The 17,983-nt window shown below is 56.1% G+C and carries 15 protein-coding genes; 7 read left to right on the top strand and 8 right to left on the bottom strand.

Annotated elements, in window-relative coordinates; all coding sequences use genetic code 11:
- Positions 1-30: 30 nt before the first annotated feature.
- On the bottom strand, positions 31-900 hold the full coding sequence (locus PEH01S_RS07895; protein WP_164827728.1) for a GNAT family N-acetyltransferase: 870 nt from the start codon (positions 898-900) through the stop codon (positions 31-33).
- A 183-nt stretch (positions 901-1,083) separates the two neighbouring features.
- On the opposite strand from PEH01S_RS07895, the gene PEH01S_RS07890 reads away from it, so the two are divergent.
- The 5 genes from PEH01S_RS07890 (at position 1,084) to PEH01S_RS07870 (ending at position 5,903) form a co-directional block, all read left to right on the top strand.
- A complete protein-coding gene (locus PEH01S_RS07890; RefSeq protein ID WP_164827726.1) occupies positions 1,084-1,995 on the top strand; it encodes a polysaccharide deacetylase family protein in 912 nt (303 codons plus the stop codon).
- 333 nt (positions 1,996-2,328) lie between these two features.
- Positions 2,329-3,195: a polysaccharide deacetylase family protein gene (locus PEH01S_RS07885; RefSeq protein ID WP_127484710.1), complete on the top strand. Its 867-nt coding sequence runs from the start codon at positions 2,329-2,331 to the stop codon at positions 3,193-3,195.
- An 87-nt stretch (positions 3,196-3,282) separates the two neighbouring features.
- A complete protein-coding gene (locus PEH01S_RS07880) occupies positions 3,283-3,846 on the top strand; it encodes an RNA polymerase sigma factor (protein ID WP_127484707.1) in 564 nt (187 codons plus the stop codon).
- On the top strand, positions 3,840-5,405 hold the full coding sequence (locus PEH01S_RS07875; protein ID WP_127484705.1) for a hypothetical protein: 1,566 nt from the start codon (positions 3,840-3,842) through the stop codon (positions 5,403-5,405). Before PEH01S_RS07880 ends, PEH01S_RS07875 begins: the two co-directional genes overlap by 7 nt.
- A 279-nt stretch (positions 5,406-5,684) precedes the next feature.
- Entirely contained in the window at positions 5,685-5,903 is a 219-nt protein-coding gene (locus PEH01S_RS07870; RefSeq protein ID WP_127484703.1) for a helix-turn-helix domain-containing protein, read from the top strand.
- Between the two features lie 72 nt (positions 5,904-5,975).
- Here PEH01S_RS07870 and PEH01S_RS07865 read toward each other — a convergent pair whose 3' ends face one another.
- The gene (locus PEH01S_RS07865; RefSeq protein ID WP_127484701.1) at positions 5,976-7,052 is read right to left on the bottom strand and encodes a copper amine oxidase N-terminal domain-containing protein; all 1,077 of its coding nucleotides are present in this window, start codon (positions 7,050-7,052) and stop codon (positions 5,976-5,978) included.
- Between the two features lie 198 nt (positions 7,053-7,250).
- Between PEH01S_RS07865 and PEH01S_RS07860 the strand changes: the two genes are divergently transcribed.
- Positions 7,251-8,096 (top strand): DUF5643 domain-containing protein, encoded by an 846-nt coding sequence (locus PEH01S_RS07860; protein ID WP_127484699.1) that lies wholly within the window; start codon positions 7,251-7,253, stop codon positions 8,094-8,096.
- 117 nt (positions 8,097-8,213) lie between these two features.
- Here the strand turns inward: PEH01S_RS07860 and PEH01S_RS07855 are convergent, their stop codons facing one another.
- The 3 genes from PEH01S_RS07855 to PEH01S_RS07845 all read right to left on the bottom strand — a co-directional run bounded on the left by PEH01S_RS07855 (position 8,214) and on the right by PEH01S_RS07845 (position 11,361).
- Positions 8,214-9,227 (bottom strand): FecCD family ABC transporter permease, encoded by a 1,014-nt coding sequence (locus PEH01S_RS07855; RefSeq protein ID WP_127484697.1) that lies wholly within the window; start codon positions 9,225-9,227, stop codon positions 8,214-8,216.
- Positions 9,224-10,273: a FecCD family ABC transporter permease gene (locus tag PEH01S_RS07850; protein ID WP_025845001.1), complete on the bottom strand. Its 1,050-nt coding sequence runs from the start codon at positions 10,271-10,273 to the stop codon at positions 9,224-9,226. Before PEH01S_RS07850 ends, PEH01S_RS07855 begins: the two co-directional genes overlap by 4 nt.
- A 62-nt stretch (positions 10,274-10,335) precedes the next feature.
- On the bottom strand, positions 10,336-11,361 hold the full coding sequence (locus PEH01S_RS07845) for an ABC transporter substrate-binding protein (RefSeq protein WP_127484694.1): 1,026 nt from the start codon (positions 11,359-11,361) through the stop codon (positions 10,336-10,338).
- A gap of 234 nt (positions 11,362-11,595) precedes the next feature.
- On the opposite strand from PEH01S_RS07845, the gene PEH01S_RS07840 reads away from it, so the two are divergent.
- Positions 11,596-13,248 carry a stalk domain-containing protein gene (locus PEH01S_RS07840; protein WP_246062837.1) on the top strand — a complete coding sequence of 551 codons (1,653 nt, stop codon included), beginning with the start codon at positions 11,596-11,598 and terminating at the stop codon, positions 13,246-13,248.
- A gap of 87 nt (positions 13,249-13,335) precedes the next feature.
- Here the strand turns inward: PEH01S_RS07840 and PEH01S_RS07835 are convergent, their stop codons facing one another.
- From PEH01S_RS07835 to PEH01S_RS07825, 3 genes are all read right to left on the bottom strand, one after another.
- On the bottom strand, positions 13,336-15,405 hold the full coding sequence (locus tag PEH01S_RS07835) for a septation ring formation regulator EzrA (protein ID WP_127484692.1): 2,070 nt from the start codon (positions 15,403-15,405) through the stop codon (positions 13,336-13,338).
- A gap of 162 nt (positions 15,406-15,567) precedes the next feature.
- Positions 15,568-16,599, bottom strand: coding sequence for an AI-2E family transporter (locus PEH01S_RS07830; RefSeq protein WP_025845007.1), 1,032 nt, complete (start codon positions 16,597-16,599; stop codon positions 15,568-15,570).
- 168 nt (positions 16,600-16,767) lie between these two features.
- Positions 16,768-17,817 carry a hypothetical protein gene (locus PEH01S_RS07825; RefSeq protein WP_127484690.1) on the bottom strand — a complete coding sequence of 350 codons (1,050 nt, stop codon included), beginning with the start codon at positions 17,815-17,817 and terminating at the stop codon, positions 16,768-16,770.
- Positions 17,818-17,983 lie beyond the last annotated feature (166 nt).

Genomic DNA, 17,983 nt, shown 5'->3' with positions numbered 1-17,983 from the left:
GTCCGCACACGGTTCCCCGTGCACGATCCCTTAGAGGCTTTTGTCCATTTTAACCTGCTCCGTAGCGACCGTAAACCCTCCTGCCGCCAAAACCTCCGCGCAGACAGACGTCCGCGGCAAGTTAAACGCCCGCTTCCGCAGCGCATCGGCTCCGGTGAATACCTCCGAGCACAAGAGCCGGACGATTCCGCCCGTATCCGGGGCGTCCGGGTTCGTGACGCATTGATACAAGATCGTCGAAGTATGCTCGCCCGACGCATCGTACACCCGCTTCGCGAGCGCATAACCGACAGGACGGCCCTGCGGGTCGGAAGCGATGACGGTATGTCCGTCCTTCAAGCTCTGCCATCCCGTCTGCCACGCCGAGTTTGCGTTGTAGAAAGGCAGCCGCGCCGCTTCATGCGGCCCGGACCAGCGGACCGTATAATCCCCGCGGGGAAGCTCTCCCGGCTGCCAAGCCTCAGACGATTCAAGCAGCACCAATTGATCGGTTACCTCGTAGCCCATTTGCCGGTATAAGGCAATGGCCTTTTCGTTCTGCTTGAACGCTTCGAGCGTCGCCCGCGACACGCCTTCCTCGCGGTACAGCTGAATGGACGCTTCCAGCAGCTGCTTGGCGACGCCAAGCCTGCGGTGCGACACAGCAACCGCCGTCCCTCCGTTCCAGGCCGTTTTCACGCCGCCAATCGTACGGATACCGTTCAGTATGATCCCCACCGGCTCGTCCCCGTCAAACGCGACGAAGGAATAGTCCGCCGACAAGCTTTCGGCTGCCATTCGCGCCAAGAACATATCGACCGTCATGACGATCTGGACATAGTAATCCTCAAACCCTTTGTTCCAAGCTTCGACCGCTTGATTCAACGTACATTCGGACAACCGCTTCACCGTAAGCTCCATTGCCGATTCCCCCATGACTATGACTTAGGCGGAACATGACGTTCCCCCTCTCTTCCCTAGATTCTCACACCGCTCCCTGAATTGCAAGATGCTGGAATTCTCTTTTCCCGCAAGGGAACAGCGGAGCGCTTTCCCGCGTCTATACCATGTGCGCACAACATATCAATGCATAGGAGACCACGCATGAAAAGATTTATCCTAAGTATCGCTATCCTTCTGGGTGTTGTTTTCTTTCTGCTCTTGCTGATCGTAATCAAGCTATCCGACATCACAGTGACCGGGCAGCCGGAAGCCAAAATCCATTATGAAAACAAAGTGATTGTCCTGCTTTACCATGACGTCCAAGAACCGGATGCGGCCGGCATGCCCCGCCTCTTGACGGTCACGCCAAACCAGTTCGACGCTCATCTCAAGGCCCTGAAAGATCACGGTTATCAAATCATCGGCATGGAAGACTACGTCCGCTTCGCCCGGCAAGAGAAACCGGTTCCCCCCAATGCCGTCGTCCTCACCTTCGATGACGGATACGAATCGTTCTATACCCGCGCGTACCCGATTCTGCAAAAGCACAGCGTCCCCGCATCCAATTTCGTGATCGGAGCGCCGTCGGATACGAACGGTCCCAAAAAGGGACAGTATTTGACGTGGAGCCAGATGCGCGAGCTGCTCCGGGCCGGGCATGGCATTTACAGCCACACCTACGATTTGCACCGCATGGTCGATACTGCGCCGAAAGGCCCGCAGCAGCCTGCCCTCACGCATCCCGTCTATCTGGCTCAAATGAAACGGGCAGAATCGGCCGAAGAATTCCGCAAGCGAATTCTCGGCGATTTGACCTTCATGAACGAACGGCTCCGCACCGAGCTTGGCGACCGTTCGAAGTTGCTCGCTTTTCCGTACGGGGCGTACAATGAAGAGACGCTGCAAGCGGCGGATGAAGCAGGCATCGAGCTGCTGTTTACCACCCGCGAAGGCATTAATACCGCCGCAGACCGGCTGGTGCACCGGATCGACGCAGGCGAGCCGTATATAAGCGCCGACGCCTTGATCGCGACGATAAGCAAGTACCACAAAATGAATGATAACAATCTTTAAAAATGGAGGATGTCCGGAAGCCGGCAGTAAAAAGTCTTAACCTTGCCGGCGGCTGGCACATTCGCTTTTATTGAAGCTTCCCCGTGTTTTGAACGGCGGTCATGACGGAATCGATAAGGTACTCTCAATCGATATCGGCATGACGCGTCCAGACACGGGAATTTTTCAGGAGAAGCTTTACGGCTACATAATAATAGCTCCCCATAAGTGTTGACCGCCATGACACGTTCCCCTCTCTGCCCCCCTTGATTCTCATTTGAATCATTTGAACCGCCCGCCGCTTTCGTTCGCCTATATCACGTGCGCACACCACATCAAGCTTAGGAGGCACGCATGAGAAGGCTTATCCCGGGCGTCGCCTTTCTGCTGCTCTTGCTGACCGGGGTCACGCTGACCGGACACACGCTGCAGTCGGAGGTCGAAGTCCATTATCAAAATAAAGTTATCGTTCTGCTGTACCATGACGTCCAGGAGCCGGAAGCCGCCGGCTTTCCGCAGCCGTCGACGGTTTCGAGCGTCCAATTGTACGATCATCTGAAGGCGCTGAAGGACCACGGCTACCAGATCATCGGCATGGAAGACTACGTCCGCTTCGCCCTGCAAGGAAAACTCATTCCCGCCAACGCCGTCGTCCTCACCTTTGATGACGGATACGAGTCGTTCTATACCCGCGCGTATCCGATTCTGCAAAAGCACGGCGTTCCCGCATCCAACTTTATGATCGGAGCGCTGTCGGATACGTATCATCCCGACGCGGAGCCGCATCTGACGTGGGACCAAATGCGGGAGTTGGTCCAGGCGGGATACGGCATTTACAGCCATACCTACGATTCGCACCGCATGCTCCATACCGCCCCCGGCGGACAGCCGCAGCCGGCCTTGACCCATCCCGCCTATCTGACCCAGCGGAAGCGGGCCGAGTCGGCCGAAGAGTACCGCAGGCGGATTCGCAGCGACTTGACGTTTATGAACGAGCGGCTCCGCGCCGAGCTTGGCAATCATTCGAAGTTGCTTGCTTTTCCGTACGGGGCGTACAATGAAGAGACGCTTCAAGCGGCGGAGGAAGCAGGCATCAGGCTGCTGTTTACGATTCGCGAAGGCATCAATACCGCCGCGGACCGGCTGGTATACCGGATCAATGCGGGCGAGCCGTACATGACGGCGGACGCCTTGATCGCGACGATACGCAAATATCATTAAAGAAAACTTAAATTTTTTGCGGAATCAATGAACCGAAGCCCCGTTTCGTTCGCCTATAAGGTAGAGGAAGTCAGGAAGGTGACGTAAATGGATCAGGAAAAGCTATATATGCAGCAGTGCAGGAACGGAGATAAAGAAGCTTTTTTCAAGCTGGTCGAGCCGTTGTTAAGCCGCGTCTACAGTACGTCGGCCGCGATACTGCGTTCCTCGCATCTGGCCGAGGATACGGTACAGAATGCGTTGCTCGAAGCGTATCAAGCCATTATGAACGGCAAGAATATCCGCAATTTCAAGAGCTGGTTCAACCATTTGACCGCCTGCCGCGCGCTCGATCTGGCCAGGCAGCGTTCGAAATTGGCCAGCCGGACCGGCGATCTGGAGGAGATTGAAGTCCCGGACGAGCAAGCCTCCCCGATCGACGCGCTCATCCGCAAGGAAGCGGGACACGAGCTGCTGGAATCGGTGATGTCGCTGGACATCAACCACCGGACGGTCGTCATTTTGTACTATTATCAGGAGCTGTCGCTCGACGAAATCGCCGATGTGCTCGGCGTGAAGAAGGGCACGATCAAATCGCGGCTGCACGCCGCCCGCTTGAAATTGAACGAAAAAATGATGCAACCAAATCCAAAGCAGGTGATGGAATGTTGAAATCGACGCGCGATAAACAAGTCAAAGAAGAGCTGGCCCAATCGCTTCAAGAGCTTCCTGTCCCGGCATCGCTGCTTCAATTCGCCAAGGACGTTCCGGACATGGCGGAATCGATGCCTGCTATCCCGGCCCGCAGGCCGATCCGGCAGCGCAGCAGGAAGGTGCGTTTCACCATTGCCGCGGCCTGTGCCCTGGCTGTAGTCGCTTCGGTCGGCGCCGCCCAGGTTTCCCCGACGTTCGCCGATATGGTGAAGGGCCTTCCCGGCTTCTCCGGCGTGTTAAGCTGGCTGGATGAGGTGCGGGGCTACGACGGCGTCCGCAATGCGCGCTCCTATGGCTATGAACCGACCGAAGCTGTCGTGAAGCAGTTCGGCGACGTGACCTTCGGCATCAGCGACGTTTATTTGACCGGCGATAAGCTTTCCTATAAAACATTTGTCAAGTCCGACGAGATCAAAAAAAATGCGTTCAAACGAGATAACGGCTATTGGGACGCAGACTGGAGAAAAACAACGGATTATTCTTTCCATAGCGTTGACTTTAAAGAAGCCAGAGGTGGAGGCAGCGGGGGCTTCATCATATCGGATGACGCAACCAAGGAGCCGATCCTTGTCCAAAATTCCTATGTAGACCTGACGCCGCAGCAGGTCCAAGATTTTATGAATAAAAACCCGAAGGAGCTGCGGTTCCACGTATCCAAGATTCAACCTGGACAACAAAACTCGGAGTTCTTGTTCGAGCTCAGTGTGCCGTTCAATAAGTCCCAATGGCGCGAAGACCTTATTGTTCCGCTTCATCAACAGGTTGAGGTGGCCGGAGACCCCGATCTTCCATCGTTTACCTTGGACCAGGTCAAGATCACGCCCACAAATACGCACCTGGATGTAAAAATCGAGCAGGGCGCAAGCCATTATTTGGACTTTAGACAGGTCGGTGATTATGAGGGAAGATTGGAACCTTATCTTACCGATGACAAGGGGAACAAATATCCGCTATTAGTAGATAGAGTGCAGAAAATGTATGATAGCGCCGCCAGCCCCCATGAGCAGGACGGCAACAAAATGGAGTTCATGTCTTCGCCCTATTTCGACCCGTCCGTGAAGCGGCTAACCTTGCATTTGAACGGCTTCCAGCTTACCGAAAAAAAACCGAGCGCCTCATTTACGCTCTCGCCCGGCGAAAAGCTGCCAAAAACGGTCCGGTTTAAGGATAAACAATTTACGATCGTCGAGACCTCTTATAAAAAGGGCTACCTGTGGCTCAAAATCAAGAAGGAGCATGCGGAAGACAGCCGCCTGGGCATCCAGTTCGGCATTCCAAGGGACCTCGCGATAGCTTATCGCGAGAAAATAGAGAAGACACCGGAACTGGAGGAGTTGTACCGTCCGCGTCCCGGCGTGGCGATAATCGACGGAGTGGCGCGGTCCGAACACCCGGAGAACGGTTATTTCGAAGCCGGCATCATGACGCCTGAGCAGGACTCTTACGAAATTACCATGATGCGCAACTCCAACCCAATCCCGCTGAAAAAAGAGATCACGTTTGAAATCAGAAAGTAGAAGTCTTCACCTTGCCGATACTCGGCACCATCGTCGCTTTGTTTGAAGCTCCCCGTGTTTTGACCGCGCTCATGACGGAATCACACCGGCATGATGCGATCAAGACACGGGTGTTTTTTTGGGGGAAATAACAACATTACGGTTCCATAATAATGGCTACCCATGGATGTTGCTCCAGTACCAGCTCTACCTTTTGAATAGGGTAAGAGATGCCTTTATACGATACGTTATTGATTTCATATACCATAAAGTTTCAGTCAAGTGTTTAAGGAGAATCTTATGCCTACCATTGCCGAACGACTAAAAGAACTACGCGAGCAAAATCAAGTCAAACGAGAGGAACTCGCCCAAGTCCTCGGAGTTTCCGTACGTTCAATCAGCCATTATGAGTCGGGCAACAGACGGCCGGATTATGAAGGTCTTCTTGCTCTTGCAGATTATTTCAACGTTAGTCTGGATTATCTCGTTGGCCGCTCCAATAATCCGGAAAGGCACTAACGGATGTGAAAAAACCTTGATTCGGGTACGACCAGCTGCGACCCAAACCAAGGTTTTATTTATTTTATCCCGTTATTTATTCGTAATAACAACCGTTTGGGACGAAGGCTCCCACTTCACTTCTGCCCCCAGCGCCTCGCCGATGAAACGGACCGGGACCATCGTATGGCCGTTCACGATCTGCGCCGGCACTTCCAGCGTTTTGGCCGAACCGCCGACCGTGGCATTTGTATCGCCGATTTTCAAATACACCGTCGTCGTTCCTTTCTTGGCGGTCACGGACTGTTCCTTTTCGTTCCAGTCGATCGTGGCGCCCAGCTTCTCAAAAATCGCCCTTAGCGGCACAAGCGTGCTTCCTTCGACGATAACCGGCGGCTGCTCGAAGCTTTGCGCGGCACCGTCAATGGTTACCTTAATGGCGGCGGTGCCGCCCGTGGACGCTTCGAAACGGAAGGTATCGCAACCGAATACCGGCGTGAAATCAACCGACGTTACGATACTCTCGCTGCTGCCGCCACGCGGATCGGTTGTGGTTTCTTTCAGCAATATGCCGGTTTCCTTGTCGAACCATTGCTCTCTGGCCGGGGCGATCCCCTTTTCCACTCTCTCGATCCCTTCGGCATCCGTGAATTTTCGATTCAATGGCTTGCTTGCCCCCGACAGGTGATAGGCGGTCCGGCCAAGGAGCGTTTCTTCTCCTTTAAAAACCGGAGCTTCGTTATATTCTAACAGCGCCTTCAGTTCTCGCTTGGACATCTTGGAGAAGCCGTCCCATTCCATCCCGTTCAGCTTTACTTTGCTTGTTTTCCCTTCCGTGATGAAAACTCCGTCGTCTCCGTTGATGATCGAAGTGCTCATCGTTTTGTCGCTTCCGTCATAGTTGACCTCCGATCGGTACCGGGCATTCGGCACATCCTCCCATTGCTTGTATGACACAACCTTGCTCGTTCCATTTTCGAACGTGGACGTCTCCTTCCATTCCAAGTAAAACGGGCTCGGCTTCTTCCCTTCGATTTCCTTGGCGACCTGCTCAAGGGTTAATGCGCCCGCTCCGGTTGCCGGAGCAGCGGATGCTCCATAAAGAGGCAGCGCCATGACAAGCAATGCGAGACCTAGTCCTGCGGACACCCATTTTCGATTGTTCAACATCATCCTATCCTCCATCTTTCCATATATGGGATTGCGGTGGTGCTGAGTTTTCGCCCCGAATCATCGCCGCTTGGGCCGGACGAAAACACCTCCTTATCTTAAGGCGAAGCAAAATCGAATTCGGTTCACCTATGAACCGAGTCGCCGTTTCGTTCGCCTACAAGCTGTACGACCAAAAAAGAGGAGGAGCAAACCACAATGAAAACAACAACCATTGCCGTATTAAGCGCAGCCGTATTATTAGTAGGGCTCGCACCGCTGGCCGTTCGGGCCGATGCAACCGCCGTTTCCGCAAACCAAACCGCCACAGTGCCGATTGCCACTCAAGATACAAAAACCTTCAATTTGAACCCGGCCATCCAAAAGCAGTACGGCGGGGCCACGTTCACGTTGAAGTCGCTGTCGGCCTCTCCGGAGACGACCGAATTTGTCTTGGCCCGCCACGTCCCGGACGGGATTGCAAAAGAAGTCGATGAACAGCTCATGAAAATGAGTTATTTGGTCGCGGACGACAACGGATGGATTTACGAATACCAAAAGGCTAAAGAGCAATTTCAAGAGCAGCCGGACGGCTCTTTCGTCCCCCACTATACCGAAAATGTGAAGCCTTTGCAGGGCAAGCCCAAGGAACTGACCATTAGGCCGTATGTAGGAGGCTGGTATGACGATACAAGCACGATGTTCTCGGATAAAGCAAATGTGACCGCGACATTGACCGGTCAGTATCCGCTGACGCTCGATCAAGACAAAATCGGCAGCATGTCGATAACCGGCGTGGACTTCGGCAAGGATAAAACCATTCTGAAACTGGCGATCGCCGGTGAAACGGCGTCCGTTCAGAAGACGGGCACTTGGCTGGTACAAAACGGGAAGCGGCTTGACTATACCCGCACCGAATTAGTTGGAGTAAAGGACGGCGTCTACCAGTACGTGCTGGAATTTCCGGCCGTGGACCCGGCAGCACAGCTTGAGGTGCTGACCAAGCGCATGACCCCTGTGACATTCCTGAAGGAACTGGAGATGAAGGTTCAGCTTCCGCAATAACGACAACAACCCACGAGGAGTTTCGCTCCACGTGGGTTGTTTTTATGCTACTTCGTGAAAATGTTGGCGAGACCCTAATGAAAGCCACATAACATTTACCTGATCGTCAACTATCCCTCATCGTCTCGACTGACGCCAAAGCAGATACAGAAAATAAGGGCCGCCGACGGCCGAAACGACCAGTCCGGCGGGAACTTCCACCGGCGGCACGAGTCCCCGGCCCAGCGCGTCCGCGACAAGAACGAGCAGCCCGCCAAGGAGCGCCGCCGTGGGGATCAAGATGCGATGACGCGCTCCGACAAGCTGTCTGGCGGCATGCGGCACGATCAGTCCAACGAACCCAATGGTGCCCACCACGGCTACGGCCGAACCGGTCAGCGCGACAGCCATCGCCAGCAGAGACGCCCGCAAAAGCTCGACTTTGACGCCGAGTCCGAGGGCTACCGGGTCTCCGAGACGGATCACGTCCAAATGAACAGCCAGCAGCCAGGCGAGCGGAAGGAGGAGCAGCATCCAGGGCAGCACTTGCAGCACTTGATCCCATGACCTGCCCCACAAGCTTCCGCTGAGCCAAATAAGCGCCGTGTTCACGTTGGGCGTAGCCCGCGACACCAGCAGGTGAATGCCCGAGGAGCAAAACGCGCTGACGGCCACCCCCACCAGCGCCAGCCGGACGGGAGCGATGCCTCTGCGATAAGCGAGCAAATACACGGCAGATGCGGCAGCGATACCGCCGCCGAATGCCGCTGCCATGAGCGCAAAGGGCGCCGACAGCGGAAACAGCAGCGTCACGACGACCGCAGCCAGCCCCGCGCCGCCCGTAATGCCGAGCGTATCGGGAGCGGCGAGCGGATTGCGCATAACGCCCTGGGCGATGACGCCCGCGACGGCCAGACCGGCACCGGCCAGCAGCGCCAGCGCAATGCGGGGCAGCCGGTAGTCGAAAATAATCGAGGCCGTATTCGGGTCGCCTTGGCCGACGAGCGACGCCAAGATCGGCCCTATCCCGAGCTTCGCATCCCCGATGCCGATATTGGCTATCGCGCAGAGCAGAGTCGCGAATGAGAGCAGGCCAAGGACGCCGGCGTTTCGCCATCTGCCTGCCGCAACCGGAACATGCTGTCGGTTCATTCGGCGTTCCCCTCCTTGCGCCTGCGGCGGGCCAAATAAATAAAGTACGGCGTGCCGATCAGCGCCGTAACGACGCCCACCGGCGTCTCATACGGAAACAGCACGAAGCGGGAGGCGAGGTCCGCGAGCAGCAGCAGCACCGCCCCAAGCAGGGCGGATAGCGGGATCACCGCCCGATAGTCCGCGCCGGTCAAATAACGCACGATATGCGGCACCATCAGCCCGACAAAGCCGATCGGACCGGCGACGGCTACGGACACCCCCGCCAGCAGGATCACAACGAGCGAGATCAGGCCCCGGGTCTTCCCTACGCGTTGCCCCAGCCCGCGGGCCATGTCTTCGCCTAAGCTGAGGATGGAGGCCGAGCGCCCGAGCGCGCAGGCGGCGGCAAGCGCAGGAACACCCCACCAGAGGAGCGTTTGGACATGCTCCCATTTTCTCCCCGAAACCGATCCTGCGAGCCAGAACAGTACGCTATCGGTTTTAGTTTCATTGAAAATAAGCAGCGCCTGCGTCGCCGCCGACAGGATCGCTTGGATAGCCACTCCCGTCAGAGCCAAGTTGACCTCCATCTGGGCTCCTTTAAAGGCGGCCGCCATCGCGAAGACGATGATCGCCGCTGCGGCTCCCCCTGCGAAAGCGGCGGCCACCGTGTAGCCGCCCGTCACAAACGGGTACGCGACGGCCAGAAAGACGACCGCCACCGATGCCCCGGCGTTGATCCCGAAGACGCCCGGAGAAGCAAGCGGATTGCGCGTCACCGCTTGCATCAATGCGCCTGCGACGGCCAGATTGGCCCCGACGAGCGCCGTGACGACCGTACGCGGAATCCGGATGTTCCGGATAATGCTGTGCGTCCGCGACCCGTCATCGTGAAGCAGCGAGGCGAGAACGGACGACAAAGGCATCGACGTCGAGCCGACGCAGACGGACAGCAAGAGCGCCGCCGTCAGCAGCGCGAAACCGGTCGTCGCCACCAGAGCGATCCGGGCCGCCCGCCTGCGGACCGCTCTTGTTTCCGTGAGCGGCTGTACGGAATAATCCACTAGTACCCGACCCCTTCGCTATCGAATCTGCCGAACTCGTGCCACAGAGTACCGGACCGGGGTCATTTGGCTGCGAATAGCAGGTTCTCCGCCTGTTCGATCATCACATTAGCCCCCTGCACACTGCGGCGGAGCGACCAGGCATACCGGTCCACCTCATATACCTGCTTGTTTTTCACTGCTTTGAGGTCCTTCCACAGCGGGTCTTTCTGGACGGGCCGGCTGCCCTCCTTGTCCCGCTTGTCGCTGTCGGCGGACATCAGCACGATCGTGTCGGGATCGATTTCGAGGAGCTGCTCCAACGTCAGATTGGCGTTCGTCGAGGTAGCCGCGTATTTCGAAGCATCCTTCAAAGCATACGTATATCCGAACTGCATCAACAGCTGCGAGGTGAAGAATTCCGGACTACGCACGGCGATTTCGCTGTCCGTATTGCCGATGAGCAGCACGCTCGGCTTCCCTTGCGGCGCTTTGGCCTGCAGCGCCTTGAGCTTGGTCTTGTGGGCTTCGATCACCTTCTCCATCTCGCTGCGTTTCCCGACAGCCTCGGCGACCGTAAGCGCCGCCTTCAGCGTATCCTCGTAATTGGCGTTCAAGTTTTTCAAGGCGATCGTCGGCGCGATTTTGGACAATTCCGCATACGCATTTTTATGCCGGTCCGTATCCGCGATAATCAGATCGGGCTGCAGCATCTTGATCTTCTCCAAGCTGGGCTGCGCGCGGGTGCCCACCGGGGTGTAGCCCTCGATTTTTTTCAGCACCTCGGCAGCGATCAGATTCGGTTTATTGTCGTCGGCGACGCCGGTCGGCTTCACGCCGACATCCAGCAGCGCGTCGATGAAGCCCAGCTCCAGCACGACAATCTTCTGCGGGGAGCTGGGAACCGGCGTTTCGCCTAGGTCATGCTTGATGGTTAGAGCGGCAGCGGAGCCTGCGTTTTTCGTCTCACCCGATGCGGATTTCGTCTCGGTCGAAGCCGGTTTGGCTTCGGCCGACTTGTCCGGTGTGCCTTCTTTAGAGCAGCCGAACAGCAAGGCGCTGATCAAGACGATAACAGCCAGCGGGAAAAGAGGCTTAAGAAGTTTCACGTTATGTATCCCCTTTGCATAGGTATGATCTTCCGGTCGGCACTCATTATAGCAAATCAACTTCTTGGTGACAATGATTATCATTATCACAATTTCCCGCTATTGTTGCTCCTTACCCTTCTCGCCGCCACAGTCTGGAAATTTTTTCGAAAAAGGGTTTCCCGCGCAAACGCCGAATAGTTAAAAAGAGGAAGTCCGCACCCCTAAAAATCATTTAGCAAGGAGGAATTTCCGTTGAATTCAACCGCCCGCCCGGGCAAATCTCTGATGCTCTTATCCTTGGCGCTGATGCTCTGGTGTATCGGTCTGACACTTCCCGTCCCCCAAGCCCAAGCGTCCTCCTATTCTTACGAGGCGGCTCCCAAAGGAACCGTCGGCGTCACCAAGCCGAATCTTACGTTTTATTTCGATACCGATTTGGCTTTTGCGCCCTCGTCTTACACCATGACGCTGAACGGGCAGAGCGTGCCTGCCAGTTACGACCATAGCAAAGGGACGTTCACGTATACGCCCGATAAAGATCTCGCGCCCGGAAATTATACCGTGCAAATGTCGATCACCTATCCCGGCTATAAGCCTATCGAGCAATCGTGGTCGTTTACCGTAGCGAAAGACGCGGTCAGCCGCTTCGAGGCTCCTACCCCGGAGGAACTCGCCGGGCTCGCGGCTATTAACGACTACCGGGTGCTGTACGGACTGCCCAAGCTTCAAATGAACGAGCGGCTGCTCGCCATGGCGAAGGCGCATGCGAAATATTTGGATGCGAACAAAATCGCGCAAAGCGACAAAAGCCAAGAGAGCCTGCACGACCAGAACCCGAACAAGACCGGATTTTTCGGCCAGTCGCCGCTGGAGCGCGCCGCGTACTACGGGTATTCGGCCAAGCTCGGGGAAGACGCTGCATATCACGTAGGATCGATCAGCGAGACGGTCGACGTGCTGTTCGACGCGCCATACCACCGTTCTCCCTTCTTGAACCCGGATGCCAAAGAAGTCGGGATTGCCAAAGTAGGCGATTATACGATCATCGAATTCGGCTTCGGATCAAGCGAGTCCTCGCCGATCGTCGTCTCGCCGGCGGACGGGGACCGATATGTGCCTACGTCCTTTGACGGGAATGAAGCCCCCGACCCGCTGCGTATGCATACCAGCGGCAATTACCCTGTCGGCTATCCGATCATGGCCCAATATTTCGGCGAGAACGTGGACAAAATCAAGCTGGTGAGCGCCGAGCTGACCGACAATGCGAAGCAGAAGGTCGACTTGTTCGTGAATTCGCCCGACAACGACGACAAATTGACCAATGCCGTCATTTTGCTGCCGCGCAAGCCGCTGCAAGCCGATCAGACTTACCTTGTCAAGCTGAGCCTGCAAGTGGCCAAAAAAGACGGCACCACAACCACCGAAACGAAAGAATGGAATTTCACGACGGAACCGCAGCCGCAGCTCGGCAAAACGAAGCTTCACCGGAATGCCTCCGATTACATTAAGCAGGCGGTCACCGTGCTGCCGATTCAGCGCAAAGCCAGCTTCGGGCTGGATGACAGCAGCTATTCGGTCGACGGCGTCTCCTTCCCGATGCAGAGAACGCCGGTCATCGTCGACGGCTCCTCGTACTTGTATATCCGCGATCTGGCCGCAGCGCTCGGAGCGAACGTGGAATGGGACGAGCAGCAGCGCGCGGCCGTGTATACGAAAGGAACGCTTAAGGTCACACTGCACACGACGAAAAACGCCTACGAAGTGAACGGCGACCTGCGTCAAACCGATACGCCCGCCCGGCTGGTCGGCGACAACACGATGGTCCCGGTCCGCCTGCTGGCTGAAGTGCTGGGGGCCAAAGTGGAGTATGCCGAGGCTACGCGGACGGTCATGATTACCTACTGATGGTGGACAGCCCTGTGTGGAACCGTATCAAATGTAAAAGGCACCGCATCCTGCAAAACAGGAGCGATGCCTTTTTTCATGCGCCGTCTATTCGTCTTCGTCTCCGCTATCCCCTCCGCCGTCATCGTCATCGGATGTGCGGGAAGTGCGGGAGGAACCGGAAGAACCGAAGAAGCCCGAGCTTGAAGCGCTTGCTCTGCGCGCCGCCGCCGCTCTTCTTTCTTCCTCGATTTCCCTATGATACAGCCGCTTCATCTCGCCTACGATTTTATCGATATCATGGCATTCGTTGACAGCTTCGATATAATGCCCTCTGGCAATGAGACCTTCGACGCGCTGAATAACGGAAGCATAAGGACCTTCGAACCTTCGAATCTCGATCCTGGATCTTACCTTGGCGCGTGCGGAGCGGTAGCTCGATTGCGCTTGACCGAGCGCTCTCTCCGCCTGCCGCTTCTGATCCAGTCTTTGTTTGACGGTTGCGGCAAATTCATTGACAAGATCCGTTAATCGGCCAACATGCTGTTCAATCACTGCGAGACGATAAGGCGGCACAAACAACCGCTGATTCAGCTCGTTATGTAACGAGTCCGCTCTTGCGAGCACCATGTCGACCTGATCCGCCACGGGGAAGCGCAGACTGTTTTGCTTCACCAGCCTCACGGCCTCCTCAAGGGCCGACCACGCCTGCTCCTGTCTGCTTTTCAAGCTGCCGTAGACCCGGTCCAACTGCTCGATGACGCCGCGGCATTGCCGCTGTACCTCCTCGGCCTCGCCCAGCCGTGCAAGCATGTCGTCCAAAGTGCGTCTGGCGGTATCGTAATCCTGATGCTCGTCGTCGGACTGCCGTTTCACCTCGGGCAGCCGCTGTTCCGTCTGCTGCACGTGCCGCTCCGCGGCCCGGTATCGGGCCCACATATCCTCCCAATGCTCTTGAGCATAGTATTGACGCGTTCCCGCAAACGCCGGCGCGAGCGCCGCGTCCGTTGTCCGGTATTCCCCCAGCTTTTTTTGCACATGCTGAATGTCCTTCGGGTTCTGCCGCCGGAACGCCGCATGGCGCTGCGTCATCTCAACCGCATCCTTTAGGAGGCCGTTGACCTGCGCGGCGGTGGCTCTGACCTGCTCAAGGCCGCCGACCTTGAGCTCTTCCAGCAGGTCTTCCGACAACCGCCGGGCCTCGGCAAGGCTCCCGTAAGGATCGATATGAAGCAGAATCAAACGATGCTGTTCCACAAGCTTCGTCACTTTGGCCTCAGATTCGTCCAGCCGGCCCGGGAAAGCCCGGTATTCGTTCAGATAGACGCCAATATCCTTCACGTCCCGGCTGATGCTTTGGAGCCGTGCTTCGGCCTGCGACGCGATCCGCTGCGCTCCGACCGGGTCGAGCCGCGCCGTATCGGACGCTTGCCCAAGCTCCTGCCGGAGCCGCTCCAGCTCTTCGTACGTTTGGGTCAGCGGAAACGCAAGCTCCGCCGTCCGGCTCTTCGCCTCGGCTTCTGCGGCGGCGCGCTGACCGGCAAGCCGCTGAAGCCGAGGCGTCAGAGCTTGGGCGGCTTCCAGAACACGGCGGACCTCGGCATGAACCTCCTTAAAGGATGCCCTCAAGCGCTTGAGTTCGCCCTTGGAATCGCGAATAAACCGCGAGAGCTTGATGAAGCGGAGAAAAAAAATTTTCGTCTCCGTTAACACAGTCAACCGCCTGCTGACAGCCACCGTCAGATTCGCCAGCTGCTCGTCCGCCTGCTTCACGATCGATTGGGTGCTTCCCTCTGCGTTCCCGACATAAGGTCTTAATTCCTCGGACATGCTCATCACGTTCACCAACAGCCGCCGAGCCTTGCGGCGAAGCCATCCGACCCTCAGCTTGCAGACAAGTCCGCAGCCGAGCACGACAAACAAAACCGGCACTATACCCAGCACCAGGAAAAACGTGCCGGCGGAGATGGTAATCTCCCCCGACTGCGCGGCATCCGCCGGAGCAGGAACCGCAGACGGCGGCTCCTGCGGCTTCTCTGCGGGCGGCTGCACCGCCTGAGCAGGCTCGGCCGGAGGTTTCTCCGACAGCACGCCGCTTGCAGGAGCCGGGTCGGCCAGCGCGTTCTGGTGGATCAGCAAACCTAGCGCCAGCATGACGCCGAGCAGTAATTTTTTCATTGTTCCACCTCATCCGCATCATGCTTTTAGGAAGATTATACTAGAAACGAAGGCCGGCCAACATCCTTTTTTGTCGAATTATGGTACGGGGTTCGCTTGAGTTCAACAAAAAAAGGCACCCGAAGGCGCCCTGTCTTAAGTTCTGCTATGGCTCTTAGGCAATCAGCTTGCCGCTCCCCCCTTGCCGGAGCGTTCGTCCACGTTCACGTCGAGAATGTCCAGCAGGAAGACGAAGACCGGAATCCCGATAATGAGCCCCCATACCCCGAAATAGTGCTCGGAGAAGATGAGAATGATAAACGTATAGAACATCGGCAGGTTCGTTTTGGACGACATCAGCTTCGGGTTCAGGAAATACCCTTCCAGGAAGTGCAGGATGGTAATCATCACGATGACATAGACAACCATCAGCAAGCCGCCCAGCGTGTAACCGATAATGCAAAGCGGAATAAGCGAAATAATAACGCCCGCCACCGGAATCAAGCTGAGCAGGAACACCATAATCGACAGCGCGAACAAATACGGATAGCCCAGTATCCATAACCCGATCATCGTAAAAATCGTATTGAATACGGCGATCAGCAGCTGCGCTTCAATCACCTTCCCGAAGGAAAGCACGAACTTCCGGCCGAAATACTCCAGCTCGTTATAGAGCCAAGCGATTTTGCTGGTTTGAAACTTAGAGGTAAACCGGACGATCCGGTTCTTTTCCAGGATGAAAAAGAGGCTGAGCAGCAGCGCGAAAATAAACGTCGTTCCCCAGTTGCTGATCTTGAGCACATATTCGAAGCCTTGCTTCACATACGATTGCAGATTCAATTCCTTCAAGATGCCCGCGATCCATCTGGACAGCTCATCATCCGGATGGGGGGAGTTCATCAAGGTAAACACGACATCGTACAGCTGCTTGATCTGAACGATAACCTTGGGCAGATTGTACGCAATGGCCCAGCCCAACAGGCCGCAAATCATCAAATACAGCAGGATCACGACCGTCTTGCTGTTGATCCGGATAAAGCGGTTCAACTGTGCCGTGACATACCCTTGCAGACGGTACATGATGAAGGTGAACAGGAAGGTCAGCAGCACCAAATTCAGCATATCCCGAATCTGGAACAGCAGAAAGCAAACTATGAGCAATATGGCGAATCGTCTTACCGTCAGATTGGAAAACATCGTTTTGAGCCATTCCATACATCTAATCTCCTGTCGCCGCCGGAATAAGGAATAAAACTTCCCATGCAGTATACGAAGCAAAGGGAACGAAAGTTTCAGGAAAATGTGCCCGATTCGACACAAATTTCAGACCGTCACTTACTTTTTCAAAGGTTCCATTAGCATTTATCGTCCTATTTACGGTTTTTATTCAGCTTTATCGTCGCTTCTGCCGCCCGTCTGCTGCTTCATTGCATGGAATGCGGCATCTATCCGGCCACGAAGCCCGCTCCAAAACTCGCCGATATTCCGCTTCGGCTCGCCGATAATGCTCTCCCCTTTTTTGCCGGGATGGTAGATGACGTCCTTGTTCCTGTTAATCTCCTCCAAGTAATCCTGCACAATATGCGCCGTCTTCGTATCCGGATGCCGCCTCACTAACTGCTCGTAGCTCTGCTTGACCTCCGGGAGCAGCTTCATCGTGCTTTCATCGATGGCATCGTACCGGTACCCGTGAATGTACTGCTCCATATAATCGACATACAGCGCTTTGATTTCGCTCCTTCGATGGCCGGAGGGATAGCGGGTCAAGTAGTTCTCCGCCTGCAAGATGCGATCCGCAAGCTCGCCGCGTCCGATCAGCAGACGCCCGTCATCGAAAAACGTCTTGTTCGACTCCGCCGCCCGGATGGCAAGGTACGCCTTCAGATCGTCAGATGCGAAAGAAGCGTACGCTTTCTTCACAGCCTCATAATCGATTTTCCAATAGAAATCGCCATCGCTCATGTCCAGCGCAAGCTTTCCTTCGGATTGCCGCAGGAGCCATTGCTTCAGCGTATCGTCGTTCTGAATTTTGTGAAAATCGAGGGGGAACCCGAGCTCGCGCAGCTGCTCGGCCGTTCCCGGCTGCTCCAGCATGCGCTTGAAATTGGCATTCACCCCGGGCAGCAGCTGATCGTAATACTGCTCAAGCCGGAGCAGCATTTTGTCCGCCGTCTTCACGTCGGCATGCTTCAAGTTGGCGTCCAGAAACGCCGTAATTTCCCGGGCTTCCTTCGCTCTCGAAGCGGTCCTGTCCAGCTGCTTCAGCAAGTCCTTGCCGCGGACCGGCTCCGAACCCGGCGTCCCCGGCTGGGGAGAAGCCGCCTGCCCCCGCGGCTCCTTCCCGGTCAACGGCTCGTCGCCGATTCCGCACCCCGGCATGACCGTCGCAACAAGCAGCGCCAGAACAGCCATCCTTCCAGCACGTTTCATCATCCGCACTCCATCCCGTGTTGTTTTCTCTCCAATTTCAAATCATACCTCGTGGTAGGCGTCTTCGCCGGACTTTCCGGCCTTAGGCACAGCGGCTCCTCCCCAGGTCCGGTTCTACAAAAAAGAGAAGCCCGAAACGCAACAATCGGGCTCCTCTTCCATAGTGATG

The organism is Paenibacillus ehimensis NBRC 15659 (assembly GCF_004000785.1).
In the GTDB taxonomy this organism is placed as follows: domain Bacteria; phylum Bacillota; class Bacilli; order Paenibacillales; family NBRC-103111; genus Paenibacillus_G; species Paenibacillus_G ehimensis.
Note: the sequence above shows the minus strand (reverse complement) of the source record. Positions and strands in the feature narration are given on the sequence as shown.